Annotated in this window: 15 protein-coding genes; 6 read left to right on the top strand and 9 right to left on the bottom strand. The window is 32.8% G+C overall.

Annotated features, from left to right (window positions below):
• The first annotated feature begins 140 nt into the window (after positions 1-140).
• Positions 141-1,631 carry a serine hydrolase domain-containing protein gene (locus BFM98_RS03450; RefSeq protein WP_066036527.1) on the top strand — a complete coding sequence of 497 codons (1,491 nt, stop codon included), beginning with the start codon at positions 141-143 and terminating at the stop codon, positions 1,629-1,631.
• A 180-nt stretch (positions 1,632-1,811) separates the two neighbouring features.
• Here BFM98_RS03450 and BFM98_RS03455 read toward each other — a convergent pair whose 3' ends face one another.
• On the bottom strand, positions 1,812-2,807 hold the full coding sequence (locus BFM98_RS03455) for a DUF4179 domain-containing protein (RefSeq protein WP_066036528.1): 996 nt from the start codon (positions 2,805-2,807) through the stop codon (positions 1,812-1,814).
• Complete coding sequence (locus BFM98_RS03460; RefSeq protein WP_048395075.1) at positions 2,808-3,338, bottom strand: sigma-70 family RNA polymerase sigma factor; 531 nt, start codon at positions 3,336-3,338, stop codon at positions 2,808-2,810.
• Positions 3,339-3,730: 392 nt separating this feature from the next.
• Here BFM98_RS03460 and BFM98_RS24620 point away from each other — a divergent pair, with 392 nt between their 5' ends.
• Both BFM98_RS24620 and BFM98_RS03470 read left to right on the top strand, forming a co-directional pair.
• Positions 3,731-3,928: a YjcZ family sporulation protein gene (locus BFM98_RS24620; RefSeq protein ID WP_048395072.1), complete on the top strand. Its 198-nt coding sequence runs from the start codon at positions 3,731-3,733 to the stop codon at positions 3,926-3,928.
• A gap of 335 nt (positions 3,929-4,263) precedes the next feature.
• Positions 4,264-4,452, top strand: a complete 189-nt coding sequence (locus BFM98_RS03470) for a hypothetical protein (RefSeq protein WP_048395071.1) — start codon at positions 4,264-4,266, stop codon at positions 4,450-4,452.
• Positions 4,453-4,600: 148 nt separating this feature from the next.
• On the opposite strand, the gene BFM98_RS03475 is transcribed toward BFM98_RS03470, so the two are convergent.
• The 3 genes from BFM98_RS03475 to BFM98_RS03490 all read right to left on the bottom strand — a co-directional run bounded on the left by BFM98_RS03475 (position 4,601) and on the right by BFM98_RS03490 (position 8,869).
• Positions 4,601-5,239 carry an NAD(P)H-binding protein gene (locus BFM98_RS03475; RefSeq protein ID WP_066036529.1) on the bottom strand — a complete coding sequence of 213 codons (639 nt, stop codon included), beginning with the start codon at positions 5,237-5,239 and terminating at the stop codon, positions 4,601-4,603.
• A 786-nt stretch (positions 5,240-6,025) separates the two neighbouring features.
• Positions 6,026-7,978, bottom strand: coding sequence for a lipoteichoic acid synthase (ltaS, locus tag BFM98_RS03485; RefSeq protein WP_066036531.1), 1,953 nt, complete (start codon positions 7,976-7,978; stop codon positions 6,026-6,028).
• Positions 7,979-8,347: 369 nt separating this feature from the next.
• Positions 8,348-8,869, bottom strand: a complete 522-nt coding sequence (locus BFM98_RS03490) for a DinB family protein (protein WP_066036532.1) — start codon at positions 8,867-8,869, stop codon at positions 8,348-8,350.
• Positions 8,870-9,479: 610 nt separating this feature from the next.
• Here BFM98_RS03490 and BFM98_RS03500 point away from each other — a divergent pair.
• From BFM98_RS03500 to BFM98_RS03510, 3 genes are all read left to right on the top strand, one after another.
• Positions 9,480-9,659 carry a hypothetical protein gene (locus BFM98_RS03500; RefSeq protein WP_066036534.1) on the top strand — a complete coding sequence of 60 codons (180 nt, stop codon included), beginning with the start codon at positions 9,480-9,482 and terminating at the stop codon, positions 9,657-9,659.
• A 280-nt stretch (positions 9,660-9,939) separates the two neighbouring features.
• Positions 9,940-10,494: a hypothetical protein gene (locus tag BFM98_RS03505; RefSeq protein ID WP_048393709.1), complete on the top strand. Its 555-nt coding sequence runs from the start codon at positions 9,940-9,942 to the stop codon at positions 10,492-10,494.
• 662 nt (positions 10,495-11,156) lie between these two features.
• A complete protein-coding gene (locus BFM98_RS03510; protein ID WP_066036535.1) occupies positions 11,157-11,828 on the top strand; it encodes a vWA domain-containing protein in 672 nt (223 codons plus the stop codon).
• Between the two features lie 650 nt (positions 11,829-12,478).
• Here BFM98_RS03510 and BFM98_RS03515 read toward each other — a convergent pair.
• The 4 genes from BFM98_RS03515 to BFM98_RS03530 form a co-directional block, all read right to left on the bottom strand.
• Positions 12,479-12,658 (bottom strand): hypothetical protein, encoded by a 180-nt coding sequence (locus BFM98_RS03515; RefSeq protein WP_066036536.1) that lies wholly within the window; start codon positions 12,656-12,658, stop codon positions 12,479-12,481.
• Between the two features lie 203 nt (positions 12,659-12,861).
• Positions 12,862-14,109, bottom strand: a complete 1,248-nt coding sequence (locus BFM98_RS03520; protein ID WP_066036537.1) for a stalk domain-containing protein — start codon at positions 14,107-14,109, stop codon at positions 12,862-12,864.
• Positions 14,110-14,238: 129 nt separating this feature from the next.
• On the bottom strand, positions 14,239-14,805 hold the full coding sequence (locus BFM98_RS03525; RefSeq protein WP_083225220.1) for a DUF4352 domain-containing protein: 567 nt from the start codon (positions 14,803-14,805) through the stop codon (positions 14,239-14,241).
• A gap of 85 nt (positions 14,806-14,890) precedes the next feature.
• Positions 14,891-15,505, bottom strand: a complete 615-nt coding sequence (locus BFM98_RS03530) for a hypothetical protein (RefSeq protein WP_048393704.1) — start codon at positions 15,503-15,505, stop codon at positions 14,891-14,893.
• Positions 15,506-15,631: the final 126 nt, after the last annotated feature.

The following is a 15,631-nucleotide window of genomic DNA, read 5'->3' on the forward strand; positions in this document are numbered from 1 at the left end:
TAGGAGTGGCCCTTTTTGAAGTGACAATTTTGTCATGTTATCCCGGAAATAGTCATGTTAATCGATGGTTTACCCTTATTTTTCTTGTTACAGTAAACCATGTTGCCACAAGCACATTACGTTCTAAGGAGAAAAACAACATGACATTATTCATGAAGAAATCGGTGATGATGACAGTAATGTTACTATTTTTTACGTTCACACCCGGATTTGGACACGCAGCATCAAATGATACAATTAGTAAAATTGATCAGTTTATTAAGGAGCAGCAAACCATTAGTAAAATCCCAGGAATTTCAGTAATTATTGTTGATAAAGGGAAAACCGTCTATCAACGGGGCTTTGGCTTTGCAGATACGAAAACAAAAACACCTGTTACCTCTGATACTCTTTTTGAGTTAGGCTCCACGTCTAAGGCATTTACAGGACTCGCTATTTTACAATTAGAAAAACAAGGTTTGTTAAAACGGTCAGATGATGTCCGAAAGTATATCCCTTGGTTATCATTAACCTATAAAGGCGAGGATCAGGCTGTGACAATACAGCAGCTATTGTCTCATACTAGCGGAATTCCCTCAAATTCCATTACTCAAATCCCAGAAAGCACAGCGGATAATGCCCTTGAATTAACTGTTAAAACTCTGCTGGATCAATCACTAAATCGTCAACCAGGGAGTTCTTTTGAGTATGCAACCATCAACTATGATGTCTTAGGCCTCGTCATTGAACAAGTTGCAAAACAGCCATTCGATCAGTATATTCAACAGAAAATTTTACAACCTGTTGGTATGCATCAATCTTTTGTAGGAATTCACCAAGTACATTCCACACATATGGCTTCTGGCTATAAAATAGGTCTAATGAGAGAGCAGCGATACATACCACCTATCTATCGTGGCAATATCCCCGCTGGTTATATCATCAGTAACGCTAATGATATAGCCAGATGGTTAAAATTACAGGTAGGAAACAGTGATATCTATTCAATCAGTAACAATTTAATTCAAGAATCGCATACTCCAGATCTAACAGTGGAGCCTTTTGATACGAATACTTACTATGCAAACGGTTGGGCCGTTGTGAAAAAGGACACAAAGTCATATATCTACCATGCTGGTGAGAATCCAACCTTTTCCTCGTATTTCATTTTGCAACCTGACGAACAAATCGGCGTGGCTATTTTAGCCAATATGAATACAAGCTCTACAACAGCGATTGGACAAGGTGTCATGGATTTATGGGAGGGCAAAACGATTGACATGCAACATATCAGCAGCTATCAAAAGCTAGATAAAATTGTAACAATCATATGTGCTATCATCATCGCAATCAGCATTATGTTCTGTTATCTATTCGTTCAAAATATACGCAGCCTTTATAAAAAACAACGTCGTATGGCAAATCTAAATTACAAAAGAATATTGTTATTATCTGCCCATACTATACTTGTGGCGACAATGCTGACAGCACTATTTATCACGCCTAACATAGTACTTGGTGGCTTAAATTGGACATTTATTGAAGTTTGGGCACCAACTTCTATTACATTCCTGTTGTATAGCTCCATTTCGGCCAGTCTTCTATATTTATTATTAGGCTTTATGATGATTGGTACTAAAAGAAAGAATTAAAAATTTAATCGTTTAAAAGATATTTAGCTACAATTAATAACGCTATCTTGATTGAATACTGCGTGATATGAGCTAAAGGTAAAGATGCTGACCTGTATCATTCATTGCAACTACATCCATCTTTGTAGGTAAGAATTGATTCCTTCAGCCCTTTGGAAAGAGTTGTAGGAACAGACCATATCATTTTAGAGAAATATTAATACTTGGGAGCGGAACAAACTCTTTCCGCTCTAATGTTTTTTCATCAACAATTCTTATAGTTGGTGTAATGACTAGCGTTCGAATAGTAGAATCAGGTATAAAAACCTCAACATAACCATTTACTCGCCCAGAACCGCTTTTAATAGTTGTTGCTCCTACATTTTCATATACATTTCCAAGATTATCTTTTATGTCTACCATTAAAAATTCTGTCTCCCAATCAAGATTTCCCTCAAAATAAAGAGTGGTTATATATTTTCCCTCTGTTATTTGATTATAAAATAACTGGTATTGATCATTACCAAAGGGTATATTTACTTTTCTTGAATAGGCTCGGGTTGGTGTAAGTTCTAACTGAAAGTCCCAAGCTCCTTCTACAAGAGTCGTATTTTCCATACCTATAAAATCTTGAGGACGCCATTGAACATTTATCTTTTCATCAATTACTTTGTCTGAAATTCTCGCTGTAAACATACCAATCCAAGTAGCCTCATTCTTTTTAACGATTTGATGACTAAGTACGTCTAGCTTGTTTCCGTTGCCTTCTAAATCGCCCTTCCAAAATAGAGGGGGTTCATCTATCGATTGTTCGTGTTTCATTTCATAACTAACCGATACAATCGTTCCATCGAAAAAAGCCTCAGCTAATTCAATGAAGGTTCCGTTACTTTCGTCTATTTGATTGATGGTTGATGCATTATCACTAAATACTTGTAATTGGGGATTATCATTGCTATTTAATAGTTGCTGTACAATTGGTACTCGATTAGCCACTACAGGTAGCCAAATGCTGCTACTAGCAAAAATAAATGTGAGCATGGCGACAATACTAACCCACCTCCATTTTTTAAATACATACTTCTTGGTTGAAGATGACCGTAAAACACTTTTTTCAATATTAATCTTTTCCCAATCAGATAATTCAATTGGTTCAATCTCATCAATATCTATTTCGATGAAGTCCTTTTCGTTCATTTAGATACCTCCCAGCTCTTCTGTTAACTTTAACTTACCTCGATATAAACGATTTTCTACAGCTGATTTAGATAGACCAAATATCTCAGCGATTTCTCCGTTGGAATATCCTAAGTAGTATTTCAAGAGAAAAATTTCCTGATCGTTTTTACTTAAATTTAAAATACTGATAAATAGTTGCTCTTTTTGTACTTTTTGTTCTACGATTCTTTCTGGTAGATCCTTGCTATTTGAAATTGATGAAAGTAACTCGACTGTTTTAGGCTTATTTTGAAGGCTTCTATATGTATCAATCGCTTTATATTTTGCAATAACGCCAATCCATTTTTTAAAATCAATCTCATCGCCAGTAAATTGAATACTCTTTTGCCAAATGGTTAGAAATACATCGTTGATACATTCTTCAATAGCTGTTTGATTGGGCTGTAACACTTTCACTACAATGGCTTTAACATAACCTCCATATTTGTTAATCACTTCTCTTAAAGCTTGTTCATCTTTTTTTTGTAGCTGATTAATTAATGAATACACGAAGTTAGAAAACCTCCTTTCCTTTCTTCTCTACAAGTAATAACGAGCAAATGAAAGAAAACTCTCACATTATTTAAATAAAAAAACAAATGATTCCTTTCCGCAACACATTGTAGCTAAAAATAGAAACGGAAAAACATCGACTTACTGTTTCAAACCCGCTCCATCATCATGCATCAAAAAATTATTTTTTATCTTATGGACTGGATTGACAACTAATCATCAGGCTGTAACAAGCGCCTTTGAGTTTCATCCTATCAAGTGTTTAGTGATACTCATCCATCCTTCACCCAAGATTCTCTTTAAAATTACCTAAATACGATTCATTAGACGAATACCCTTTTCTCTTTCAACGGCATTCATACAATAAACTGAAGAAAGGAGAGATCTTGATGGGATACTTTGGAAACATGGGTAATTTCAATTGTTGTTATGGAGGCTATGGTAATGACTATAGCGGCGGTTATAGTATGGGTTGTTGTGGCATGGACTATGGCGGCAAAAACAATAGTTCAACATTCGTTTTAATCGTTGTGCTATTCATTCTTCTCATTATTGTCGGAGCAACATTCGTGCAAAAAGAATATTAATAGTTATTGATAAACATGAAAAAGGGATGATCTTCATTAATAGCAGCTCACATTAATGTCGATACATCCACAGCAAAGAGGGTCACTTCCAGCCTATGTGACCCTTTTTTAAACCTGCTTGTCTTTCACCTTATTTAATTTTAAATTCTCCATTTCTCACATTTGCGGTAATACACATCGCTAAAGAAATATAATAAGCCAACATTTTTACTCCCATTTACGCCCCATATCCGCTTTTACATCATAAAGTTTTTAAAAATGAAACCACCTAAAGCAATGAATCGTATACTTACTTAAGAAAAGCCAGCACTTTTTTGTAAAAGGGGTCAAGTAATGTGAGAGAATGGTTGCAAGGAAGGAAAAACAAAAAGAGAAGAGATAAGAGACGTAAAGATCAATATTCATTAATTGACTTATTTCTTGATGTACTAATTTGGATACCAGAATTACTTTTCCTCCCATTTAGAATCATTTATTGGTTGTTGAGAGGAGTTGGAAGGTTTATTGGAGAAGGTTTTAATTAAAAAACCGCTCAAAAGGATGTCATTTGATTTTTTGTACCAATATGATTGAGGCAAAGGAAAATTTTGTTGGGCATTCAAAAGGGATAAAGTCATTTAGTTGAGGCGCTGACCCTATCCCTCTCCAAGTGGCATTCTCCTTTAAATTAGATTAATTGGAGATAAACGGTGCTTTTTGTACATACTTTTGATTTTCTATTTGGTTAATGATGAATGTAGCTATATCCCGATTTGTTATTTTTGTACCTGGCATATCTCCAAGATTTTCCTTTATGAACCCTACTTCATCTCCCTCTACGATAAATGGAAGCCGAATTAGTGTCCATTTGATTACTTGATTATAGCTAAGGAGATGCCATTCTTTTTTCTTATCCATCATCATTTTTGAATAAATAATTTCAAATATCTTTGCACCCATTCTATTTATAATACTCTTTGTATCTCCAGCAATGGTTAGCGATCCACCCGTTACCCCAATATAACGATCCATATGTAAATCAGACATGACTCCCAATATATTTTCCGTTACTTTACTATAAATCGGTTTTTCTTTCATTGGTTGACCAAAAGTATTGATAACGATTTGACAATCTTTTAATAGCTTTTGAAGATCCTCGATATTTTGTACATTTCCTTCTATTACCTCAATCCTACTGTCTCTGAAAACTAACTTTTCTGGGTTTCTAACAAGCATCCGTACGTGATACCCTTTCTCTAATGCTTTAGAAGCAATGTAACGCCCCGCTTTACCTGTTCCCCCGATAATTGCTATCTTTTTATAAACGTCCATGATGCCCCCCTAATTATCATAATAATATGTATACGGGCAAATCATGGTTTAGATTCAATAATTCGATTATTCACCTCTCTTTATCAAATGAGATAAAGAAATAGTAATTTTGTTTATTCTAGCTAGAGCTTTTGTCTAAGCAAAAGAAAAAGAACCACTCTCTTAAAAGAAAATGGCACTTCAATGCCTCATCGTACTAACTTGATAATACGCTTTTTAGGTGTATTCAACTTAACTCTTGTGTAAAAAAATAGATCAGTGATTTATATTATTTACTAAGTCTTTATTATAGGCAATCCACTTCTCCATTTCTCTCTCGACAGCTCGGTTTTTCCATTCAAACCAAATACCTGTACATTCACTGCAGTGACTATCGACACCCTTTTTTTCATGTGTATCTTTACATGTAAACACAGTCTTTTTACGACAACTATAACAGTAAATGACTATGTCTTTATAAAATTCCATCCCGATCAACTCCTCAAATTTACACCTATTTCTTTCCTTTTTTCATCTAAATTATTCTTTAAAAAGAAATAAGTAAGGATGATGAGTGCCATCATGTTTGTCCTCTCCTTACTAATAAAAGCGATTCAAATCCTTACTATTAAGGGATTTGAATCGCTTTTTCTGTTAGTCCAATTTTCTATTTGAACCTTAAGGAGAATATAAAATCTTGGTATTGCCATACTTATTCAAAAATGACCAATAAAAAAGCAATTCAAGGTAATGGTATGATATCCTATAGACTTTGATATCGTACACAATTCCTTGAACCGCCTTAAATTATTTAGACTCTACATTTTCATCAGGAGAGTAATTATATTGAGAAGGATCAACTGGCGTATAACCTGTTGGCGTATAGAATCTCAATAGGTCACCATTCACGACTCTATCAGATAACGCCAATTTATGATCTACTTCATTTTTAATCGTCTTTGCTTCCTCTAATTGACTGTCGTCTAATGGTAAGCCTGTTTTATTATCATAATATTTTTCATTAATTGAATAAATCGTAGGGCTGACAAAATCGCCATTTCTAAATGGTACAATTTCATCATGCTCTTCTGATAATAAGTCTGAACCAAATTGAACAAATTGTTGTGAATCAATTCCTAGTAAATGCAATAACGTTGGCAGTAGGTCTGTTTGGCCACCATAGCTATGGTTGGTCCCACCTTGTATGCCTGGAACATGTATAAATAATGGTACACGTTGTAAATTAGCACTTTCATATGGTGTAATCTCTTTTCCAATGACTTGTTCCATCGCTTTATTATGATTATCAGAAATACCATAATGGTCACCATAAAGAACAATCATTGAATGATCATATAATCCTGATTCCTTTAATTGCTGGAAGACCTGTTGAATTGCTTCGTCTGCATAACGAGCTGTTTGGAAATAATTATCAACGCTTGCATCTCCCGTATTGGCTTTATCAATTGTCACTAAATCTTGATTCATTTTATATGGATAGTGATTCCCTACCGTAATTAATTTTGTATAAAAAGGTTGTGGTAAGGAGCTTAAAAGACTTTGAGATTGTTCAAAGAATGGTTTATCTAACAAACCATATTCAGCCATGTCCTCTGAAGTACCTGTGTTATAGTAACTAGCATCGAAGAATTTGTCGAAGCCAAATGATTTATAAATTACATTTCTATTCCAGAAGCTTCCGTTATTACCATGGAATACAGCTGATGTATAACCATAATCTTTTAAAATACTAGGAGCTGCCTGATACGTATTTTGTGCTTTTGTAATATAAGCAGATCCTTGTGGTAATCCAAATAAAGAATTTTCAAGCATAAATTCTGCATCAGACGTTTTCCCTTGACCTGTTTGATGGAAGAAATTATCAAAATACAATGTATTCTTATCTTTTGCTAATGAATTTAAAAATGGTGTTACTTCTTCACCGTTTAATTTATAGTCGATTAAAAAGTTTTGGAATGATTCTAAATGTAAATAGATAACGTTCATTCCCTTTGCTGCACCGAAATATTGAGCATTTGGTTTGGCATAGTTTGACTTTGTATAGTTAATTACTTCAGTAATATCACTACTATCCGCCAAAGCTCTCTGAGAAGAGGCTTTCATCGTTTCAACTGAGTCATAAATCGTATAGTTATACATCCCTAGATATTTCACAATATAGTTTCTATCAAAACCTCGTGTTAATAGTTGAGGACGATTAGTTTCAGCTAGTCCTAAATTAAGGATTGATACCGCTAATGCAAAGGCAATGATTGCCATTCCTTTTTTATAGCCAAAACGTTTGGTATCTTTTTGGATTTTTTTAGAGAATCGTAGATAAAACATAACCATTACATCCACAAAGAACAAGATATCATAAGGCTTTAATAAAGAAAGAACACTGCCGCCTAAATCTCCAAAGTTCTGCGTTTGAGAAAGTGTAGGTAATGTAATGAAATCACTAAAAAATCGGTAATATACAATATTGGCATATAAAACAATAGACATCAAAGTGTAGACAACAACGAGTGATGTGTATTTTCTTTTTCCTTTAAATAAAAATGAAAATCCTAGAAATAGCATTGCTGAGCCCAGCGGATTTATTAGTAAAAGGAATTGTTGAATGATTCCTTCTACACCTAAGTCAAATTGTGATAGTTGAGAGATGTATGTTTTAATCCATAACATTAATACTGCTACTATATAAATTCCTAAAAAGTTTTGTAATAGGTTATCTTTTTTATTTGCTAGATTTTTCATTTTTGCACCTACCTTTTACTGATTAAATTAAAATCTAGATATATATGAACTTAACTGATAAGTACTGTATGGCACTTTAAAAAATGTTACGTTACAATAGCTTTTTTCGCGACCAATGTATAGTACTCCCCATTTAAACTTCTGTCAAGTTGTTAGCTATTCTTCATATAAATATTTCTAATTAACCTAAATATTGTCCAAAAAATACCCAGTAAACATTAGTTTTTAACTAATGTTTACTGGGTATTTTACGCCATAATAGAGATGGTTGGTTCTTTAAATATCTATATGAAATTTACCTCGCAATTTCTCTTATTTGGGCATCAAAAAATCTTCCATTTCAAATGAATTGGAAGATTTTCTGGAACACTATTTAGACGTTTCTATATTTATTTGAGCACCTACTGAATTTTTCAATGATGAAGAAAGACCTCGTCTGATTAGATTCGCTGAAACAGGCGCTCTCCCCATCTCCCTTGCCCAAATTGATAGTTGTCCTATATGGTGAATTTCATGTGCAATGGTATGACGAATGATCTCACCCCATGTATGCGTTTCAATGCTACCATCGGCTAATGGATTATGAAGTATACGCTCTTCCATACTATCATCCCATTGATTTACAAAGCTTTCTACTTCTAAATGAAAAGCTGCTTCCAATTTACGAACCTTTTCCAAGCTATTATATTCATCAAAGCTCTCCTGAAAATCAGTTTTCCCTTGTAATAGACGAATCCAACTCCATTCAACATCAATGATATGGAAGAGTGTGTGCAAAATACTGCCCATCCCACCAGTTCTGTTTTGCAAAAGTTCTTCTTCAGTCAACTCTTCACACCAACGAATCCAGTCTTCCCTAACTAGCCAATTATATTTAAAAAATGTTTGCAAAAAAGCACCTCCGTAGTTGTGAAAAACATTATAACTCACTATTTCTTCATATAAAGTGAGGAATCCTTCTTTGCTCTTTCAGCTATCCAAATAAGCACTACAAGTAACATAAGTATAACAACATTCCTAAGCTAAATGTATAGTAATTACCACTTCTGGTTACTCTTATGAATTTTTCTATAAACGTAATCTGCATTATCTAGGTTTTTCCAGCTACTAATAAAATTTAGTATTAGCATAAAAATTCCAAATAAAATAAATGCCACCATATATTTACCTATGAAAAATAAAACAAACGTTGCAACCAATAGTAATATCATTAAAATTATTACGAGGATTTGTAATTTCCCCTTCTTCTTCTCATCCACCTGTTCAACCTCCAATCAAAGCGCCGATACTTTTCTAAAATGTTTTCATTGGTTTATTTTAACATAAAAATTCATTTTTTCTAAATAATCAATTATTTTATGCAAAATCCAAACAACAGAAATTTCCTACTAAATTTACCTTACATAGTCTTGGGGTGATATGAAATATTTAAATATGAAGTAGAAATAAACAAGGGATATTTTATTGGATAAGATAAATAATATCTCTAGGAGGTGTTGACATGAAACGAGATAAAAAAAATACAGAGTTTGCAACAGACGAGCCAACAAAACAATCATTTGCTAGTGGAGCAGACCCAAAAAAACCTAATGGGTGCAAAGAATCTACTGAAGCCCCACGCCCACAACGAGAAGAAGACCTTATTATGGATGAGAAAAAGGGTAAGTCAACTTCTTTATAATATAAGACAAATTAGTATTTTATTTATTTTGACCACTCTATCAAAGGTGGTCTTTTTTAATTTTCTCCACATCATGTAACCCTATATAAAGATTGAGACCACCCATCATGGAGTGGTGTTTCTACTATTATTAAATACATATTATTTTAATTAACTTATCTCATAGCCAGTATATTATATATTAAAACAAAAAAGTAAATTTATGTTTTTTAACCTAATTTTAACCTTTTATTGATAATCTATAGTTGTTTCAACAATTAAATTACTAGGAGGAATAATTATGACAGTAGCAGTAAAAAATTTTAGTAGTATTATGAATCAAATGAGAGATGCTTATACGGGAGAGCAAACCAATGAATTTTCTTTAGCAGCGTTCATTGGACTTCAAGCTCCTTCATTATCAGACGCACCTGATGAATTACAAAAACTAACACAAGAATATCAGGAGAACGTTAATAGTTTTTATGTGCAAGAAGAATTAGACTTAAAAGAAAATGTTAAGCAGTTAGAGAATGATAAAAATCAAACAGCTTTTTTTGAAAATATGCGGAAGAAAAAAGAGGAAGCTTTAAAAAAATCCGAAGACATGATCAATAAATACTATGATTCGTTGATAGATTTTGGTGAAGAGCATCCTGCAGCTCAAACACTCATCCTTACTATTGCTGATAAAGTCGGTGCCTTTATACAAGATATTATGGATAAAGTTTTAAATGTTTTTGTTACTGTTGTGGAAACTGTAAAAAATGCAATAAGTGCTGCTATTAATTTCATTTCCTCTACTTTTAATTCAATTGTTAATACTACGAAAAATTTCTTTTCTAGTTTATTTTAAAAACATTCTTAGCAGGACTGTCTCTGGGCAATCTTCGCTATGTATCATAAAATATCACTTCAGCAATACCTATTGTTTTCTAATAAAAAAGTAGTTATTTATTAGATTGCTTCTCTAACGATAAAACAGGTGTGAAAGTGCTCCTCAGTACTTCACACCTGTTTATTCATTTTAATTTTTAACTATGCAATTCTTTATATTTTAATCTAGCACCTCTTTTTATCACGATGCTCTGTATGATAGAGGAACAATAAATGTTAACCAATAATAAACTCCTGATTTTTCAAACCCACTTGTCATGATACCTAAATCAAATTTACAAAGCCACGATTTATCAATCTTGTCTTTATCTACAGCCTGTCTAACGTAATCACGTATTGCTGCTTTAGTTGTCTCCTAATTCTAACGATTTTTGGTGTTTTATTATATTTTTCCAACCATTAAAAACCCCCTCTAAAGCGTGAATTTATAAGATTTCTCAAACTTATCTCTTAACAAATCAAATCTTTTTAAAATATACTGTTTCATTAACCTTCTGTTAGCAACAATGATGACATTTAATATATTTATCGTCAATCGATTATAGTTAAAATTAGTATAGTTATGTTATGGTATATATGTAAATAAAAGTGGTTTTTATTACAATACATAGGAGGAGCAAAATGTCTACTATTTCACTTAGAAAAGATAAAGTAAAAATCGTACTCACAAAGAAAAAATTAACCGGGGTTCGTGCAAAAGTTGGTCTTGTATTGGATATCTCAGGCTCAATGAGACACTTATACAAAATTGGCGAGGTTCAAGAAGCAGTAGAGCGAATCGCAGCAGTAGCTTCCCAATTTGATGACGATGGCGCTTTAGATATCTGGGTCTATGATAATGAATTCTCTCGTCTATCTGAAGTAACTGAGTACAACTTACTAGGCTATGTTGAAAGAAACATCCTTAATAATGATGAGGTCCATAAATTCGGCCGAAATGATGAGCCTCAAGTTATGGCTGATGTAATCAAAAAGTATACAGTTGAAGAACCTAGTGATGTACCTGTCTTCCTAATTTTCATCAATGATGGAGGTTGTAAAGCTGGCATTAAAAAATTCATTGTGGAATCCTCCACGAAACCAATATTCTGGCAATTTGTGGGCATCGGCGATTCTAATTTTGATGTATTACGTAAGTTAGATACTATGGAAGGACGCTACATCGACAACGCAAACTTCTTCCACTTTGAGGACATCGAAACAGTATCCGATGAACAGCTATACGAAAACCTACTAGATGAGTTCCCTTCTTGGTTACAAGAAGCAAAGGAAAAAGGAATATTGGCACAATGACTAACCTTGAAACAAAAAAGCCCAGGCTCAAATTTATGAGGACCTAGGCTTTGTGCTATGTTAAAATCAAACTTCTACATATACTTTTTCATTATAAGAATAATTTTTTATTACACCATTTACGATCATACTCTGAGTTAAAACTCCTTTAATATATCCCAACTGATCTACCACCATCTAGTTTTTTTGTTGTATAACTACCATGCGACTATGACCATGAAGCATCTCCAGTAGATCTAGATGTTACATTTACTATGTTAATCATATCATTGTTCAAAGTTGCATACAAAATGGTAGCTGATAGTTTTGCAGCAGTAGTTGTAGAAAATGTACCTGTTTTATTAATTGTAGTACTTCCTGCTATAGAATTTACAACTTGTGTTAAATTGATTATTATTTTCTGTTAAATTAGAGTTAAAATTAGATGTTACTTGCTCTAAATATTTAAATTCAATAGGGATAACTCCTTCTGGAATTCCTGTTACAGTTATAAGATTAAATCTTTCATCTAGTTGGTCCATTGTTTTAATAGAAGTTGTTTCTACAGCTTTATTTTGTTCTTCTGCTAATGCAGAAAATCAATCGATTGACATTCAATATCTTTCTAAAAAAAGTGGATCTCCTTATATCGGATCCACTTTCATTTTTCTTTACGAATTAATTGCTGTAATAACCCAGATGGAAATGTTAACAGAAATAATAATTAGAAGAAGCGTGTAAATTAGGTACTTATCATCTTTTTTCTTCTCCGTTTTAAAGAATAAAATTTTGATTAAAATCAATACTACTGCAAGACCGCCAAGTATTTTCGCAAGTAGGAACGCAGACACCTTTACTTTTCACTCCTTTAATTACAGATTATTAACATTGTGAACCTGACCAGATAGGCTTATCTTGAAACAGCCTTGTACATTACTGGCTCAAACGATCTGCGATGTGGAATAGCTGTGTGTATTGTTGCCATGACCTCACCTGTTTTTGCATAATAAAAAGAACACCATTAAATACTTTTTTGGTGTTCTTGAGTTATAAACTATAAAATACCCTTATTTTTTAAATCATCTCGGTTAATGTAAGTATCTCCGTTGTAAATTTTAAATCGTATTCCATTAAAAGTTTTTTCAACATCTTTTTCATTATCCAGATAATCTATGGGCATATCTGGAACTTCGTATATTACATTTTCAACAGTGCCAGTAAGATTGCTAGTTTTAAAGAAGGCCATTATGAAAACGGTTTGATTCCCTACTCGTTTTGCATGTGTAGAGAATTCAATTCCCTCTAAATTCATTTGAAACTCTTTCAATGAAATCCAAAATTTATGCTCAATTCCAGCTTTCGATTCATTGGGTTCTATGTTTTCTAAATCTATATCAATCAATTGATATCTATCCCGAACATTAATACCTTCTTTAACTTCTAGATATCTATCAACTATTCTAGAGGCTTCTTGTGAATATATACCTTGGGTTAACCAATCCTGGTATGTTTCACCAAATGTTTTTGCTAACCAATCTTGATTTATTATACCGCCATTCTGCCCCAATAACCCCTCTAGAGTAGTAATATCTGAGAAAAAACTATATATTTGACTTCTTGTATGAGTATAAGTTTCTCCATCGTATTTCCAACTGATTTTCTCTTTCAAATCTTTTGGCTTTAAATCTTCATAGGTAACACTGTAAGAAGAATAGTTTCCAGTATAGTAAATAGAATAATAATTTTCATATGGATAGCCAATTAACTTTTTATAACCAGAAAATTCCCCTGTTCCATTGACTTCATAAATTTTCCCGAAATCAATACTATCTATATCTATAATAGAATCAAACTGAGTTGAAACGTTTGCTTGTTTGTCAATTATAGCTATGTCTGTATCGATTAAAATGCGCTGGGTGGCACTATCCCATTTAACATCGTGCCCTAAATATTCAGAAATAACGCGTAAAGGCACATAAGTACGATTCGATATTACTTGTGCAGGCGCGATCAAATTTACAACCTTAGCATCTACTAATGCACTATTTTTCCCGATTTCTAAAATTATTTTATGACCATCTTTTACAATTTCTACTTGCTGTTTTGATTGATTCCATTTTGTTTCGCCTTTTAAAGCCGTATTGATAGCACGTATCGGAACTAGTGTACTTCCATTAACAACTTTTGGTTGCACGTCCATTTTAACTTTTTCATTTTGGTAAAATACTTCGATTGCGAAAGTTGTAGTAGATATACTCAGTGTTATAACTACAGTGAATACAATTATTAAAATTTTTTTCATAATACCCCTCCTTACACTAATATACCTAAAGTGGAGATATTTAACTATGGTTTTTACATAAACATCACTCCTCCCATTCAAAAAACACCCTTTTACGGGCAGTTCATTTTTAAAGGATGCTTTAATAAATTATCGTATATTTATTTGCACTTTATCTTCTTCTTTCTCCATGAAGATACTTATATTTTCTGATGCCTCCACTACTTTATCCGGCATTTCGATAGCAACAAAACCTTTAACAGTTGATAAAGGGCGCACATTTTCATGATGTAAATCACCATCCATTAATGTTACTGAAACTTCATAATCATATTTGTCATTATAAACAGCTTTTAGTGACGCTCCATCCCTTTGTTTCATTAACTCATCAGCTTCTGTTCCATTGTTAATTACGTTAAAATTCAATATTAAAAACTTGTTACCTTCATTAGCTTTAGTTGATACCCGTTCTTTTACAATAGTCTTGTTAAATTCAAATGACTCCAAAGTAACTTCCCAATCTTCTAATTTAAAAGTTTCCCCAATTTCTTTTAGTTCGAATTCTTCATTTTTTTGTTCTTTCTTCGATTCCTCTTCAATTTTTTCATCTATTTTATCTCTACTTGTATCATTGGTTGATGAGTCACTTATAGGGTTATTTCCACACCCAGATAAAAACAGACAAAACATAAATAGATAAATTATTAATTTTTTCATTAAAATCCCTCCTAAAAACGATATAGAGATATTTCCTTATATTCTTAATTAATATAGAAAAAGCACCCATTAGGTGCTCTTGAACTTACTTATTTTTATTTTCATTTAAATCATCAGGATAAACAATAGTGTCAAATACTTCTCCATTTGATTCATCTTTAAAATTTACTGAGACTTTATAATCATCAACTTCTGCACCGTTAAATAATTGATAGTACATGCCTGCTAAACCAAGCCCAAAAGATGCAATTGCATCGAAACTACCTTCAAACTTTTCTTTATTTACTGTGAGTGTAAACTCAGAAAAAGATTTGTTATATGCCACATCATTTATAGAAACAAAATCTTCGCTTGTTTTAAGCTCTTCTACACTTTTTACAATTCCTTCTTTTAATTCCTTCATCATCTCTTTGTGCTCGGATTTAGACATTTTATAAGTTAAAGAACCATCATCATTCTTAATGACTTCCTTAATTCCACTATCTTTTGCCTTAGAAATAATAGAATCTATGTCTTGCCCCTCATATAATGTAGCTGGTATTGTAACTTCAACATTTAAAAGTCCTTTATCAACTTTTAATGGTTCTTCTGATGCTTTATCAGCACCATCTGTTTTCTTACCACTATCATCACTCTGGCTACAAGCTACTAACAAAATACCTAACAGTAATGTAAGTGATAAAATAAGCATTTTTTTCATTTGTTCAAACTCCCTTCCCCACCAATATACATGGATAATGAAGGAAATTCTATTATTATTTTCATATTCTACATTTTTCACTCTTTTCAATGAAAAAACACCCTCAAATTGAAGTGACCCCTATAA

It is taken from the genome of Lysinibacillus sp. AR18-8 (genome assembly GCF_001705465.1).
GTDB lineage: Bacteria > Bacillota > Bacilli > Bacillales_A > Planococcaceae > Lysinibacillus > Lysinibacillus capsici.

Coding starts and splice junctions, on each gene's coding strand:
- ltaS (WP_066036531.1), bottom strand. CDS start 7,978: ATGAAAAATCTAGCAAATAAAAAAGATAACCTATTACAAAACTTTTTA.
- BFM98_RS03455 (WP_066036528.1), bottom strand. CDS start 2,807: ATGAACGAAAAGGACTTCATCGAAATAGATATTGATGAGATTGAACCA.
- BFM98_RS03510 (WP_066036535.1), top strand. CDS start 11,157: ATGTCTACTATTTCACTTAGAAAAGATAAAGTAAAAATCGTACTCACA.
- BFM98_RS03450 (WP_066036527.1), top strand. CDS start 141: ATGACATTATTCATGAAGAAATCGGTGATGATGACAGTAATGTTACTA.
- BFM98_RS03520 (WP_066036537.1), bottom strand. CDS start 14,109: ATGAAAAAAATTTTAATAATTGTATTCACTGTAGTTATAACACTGAGT.
- BFM98_RS24620 (WP_048395072.1), top strand. CDS start 3,731: ATGGGATACTTTGGAAACATGGGTAATTTCAATTGTTGTTATGGAGGC.
- BFM98_RS03530 (WP_048393704.1), bottom strand. CDS start 15,505: ATGAAAAAAATGCTTATTTTATCACTTACATTACTGTTAGGTATTTTG.
- BFM98_RS03500 (WP_066036534.1), top strand. CDS start 9,480: ATGAAACGAGATAAAAAAAATACAGAGTTTGCAACAGACGAGCCAACA.
- BFM98_RS03475 (WP_066036529.1), bottom strand. CDS start 5,239: ATGGACGTTTATAAAAAGATAGCAATTATCGGGGGAACAGGTAAAGCG.
- BFM98_RS03505 (WP_048393709.1), top strand. CDS start 9,940: ATGACAGTAGCAGTAAAAAATTTTAGTAGTATTATGAATCAAATGAGA.
- BFM98_RS03525 (WP_083225220.1), bottom strand. CDS start 14,805: ATGAAAAAATTAATAATTTATCTATTTATGTTTTGTCTGTTTTTATCT.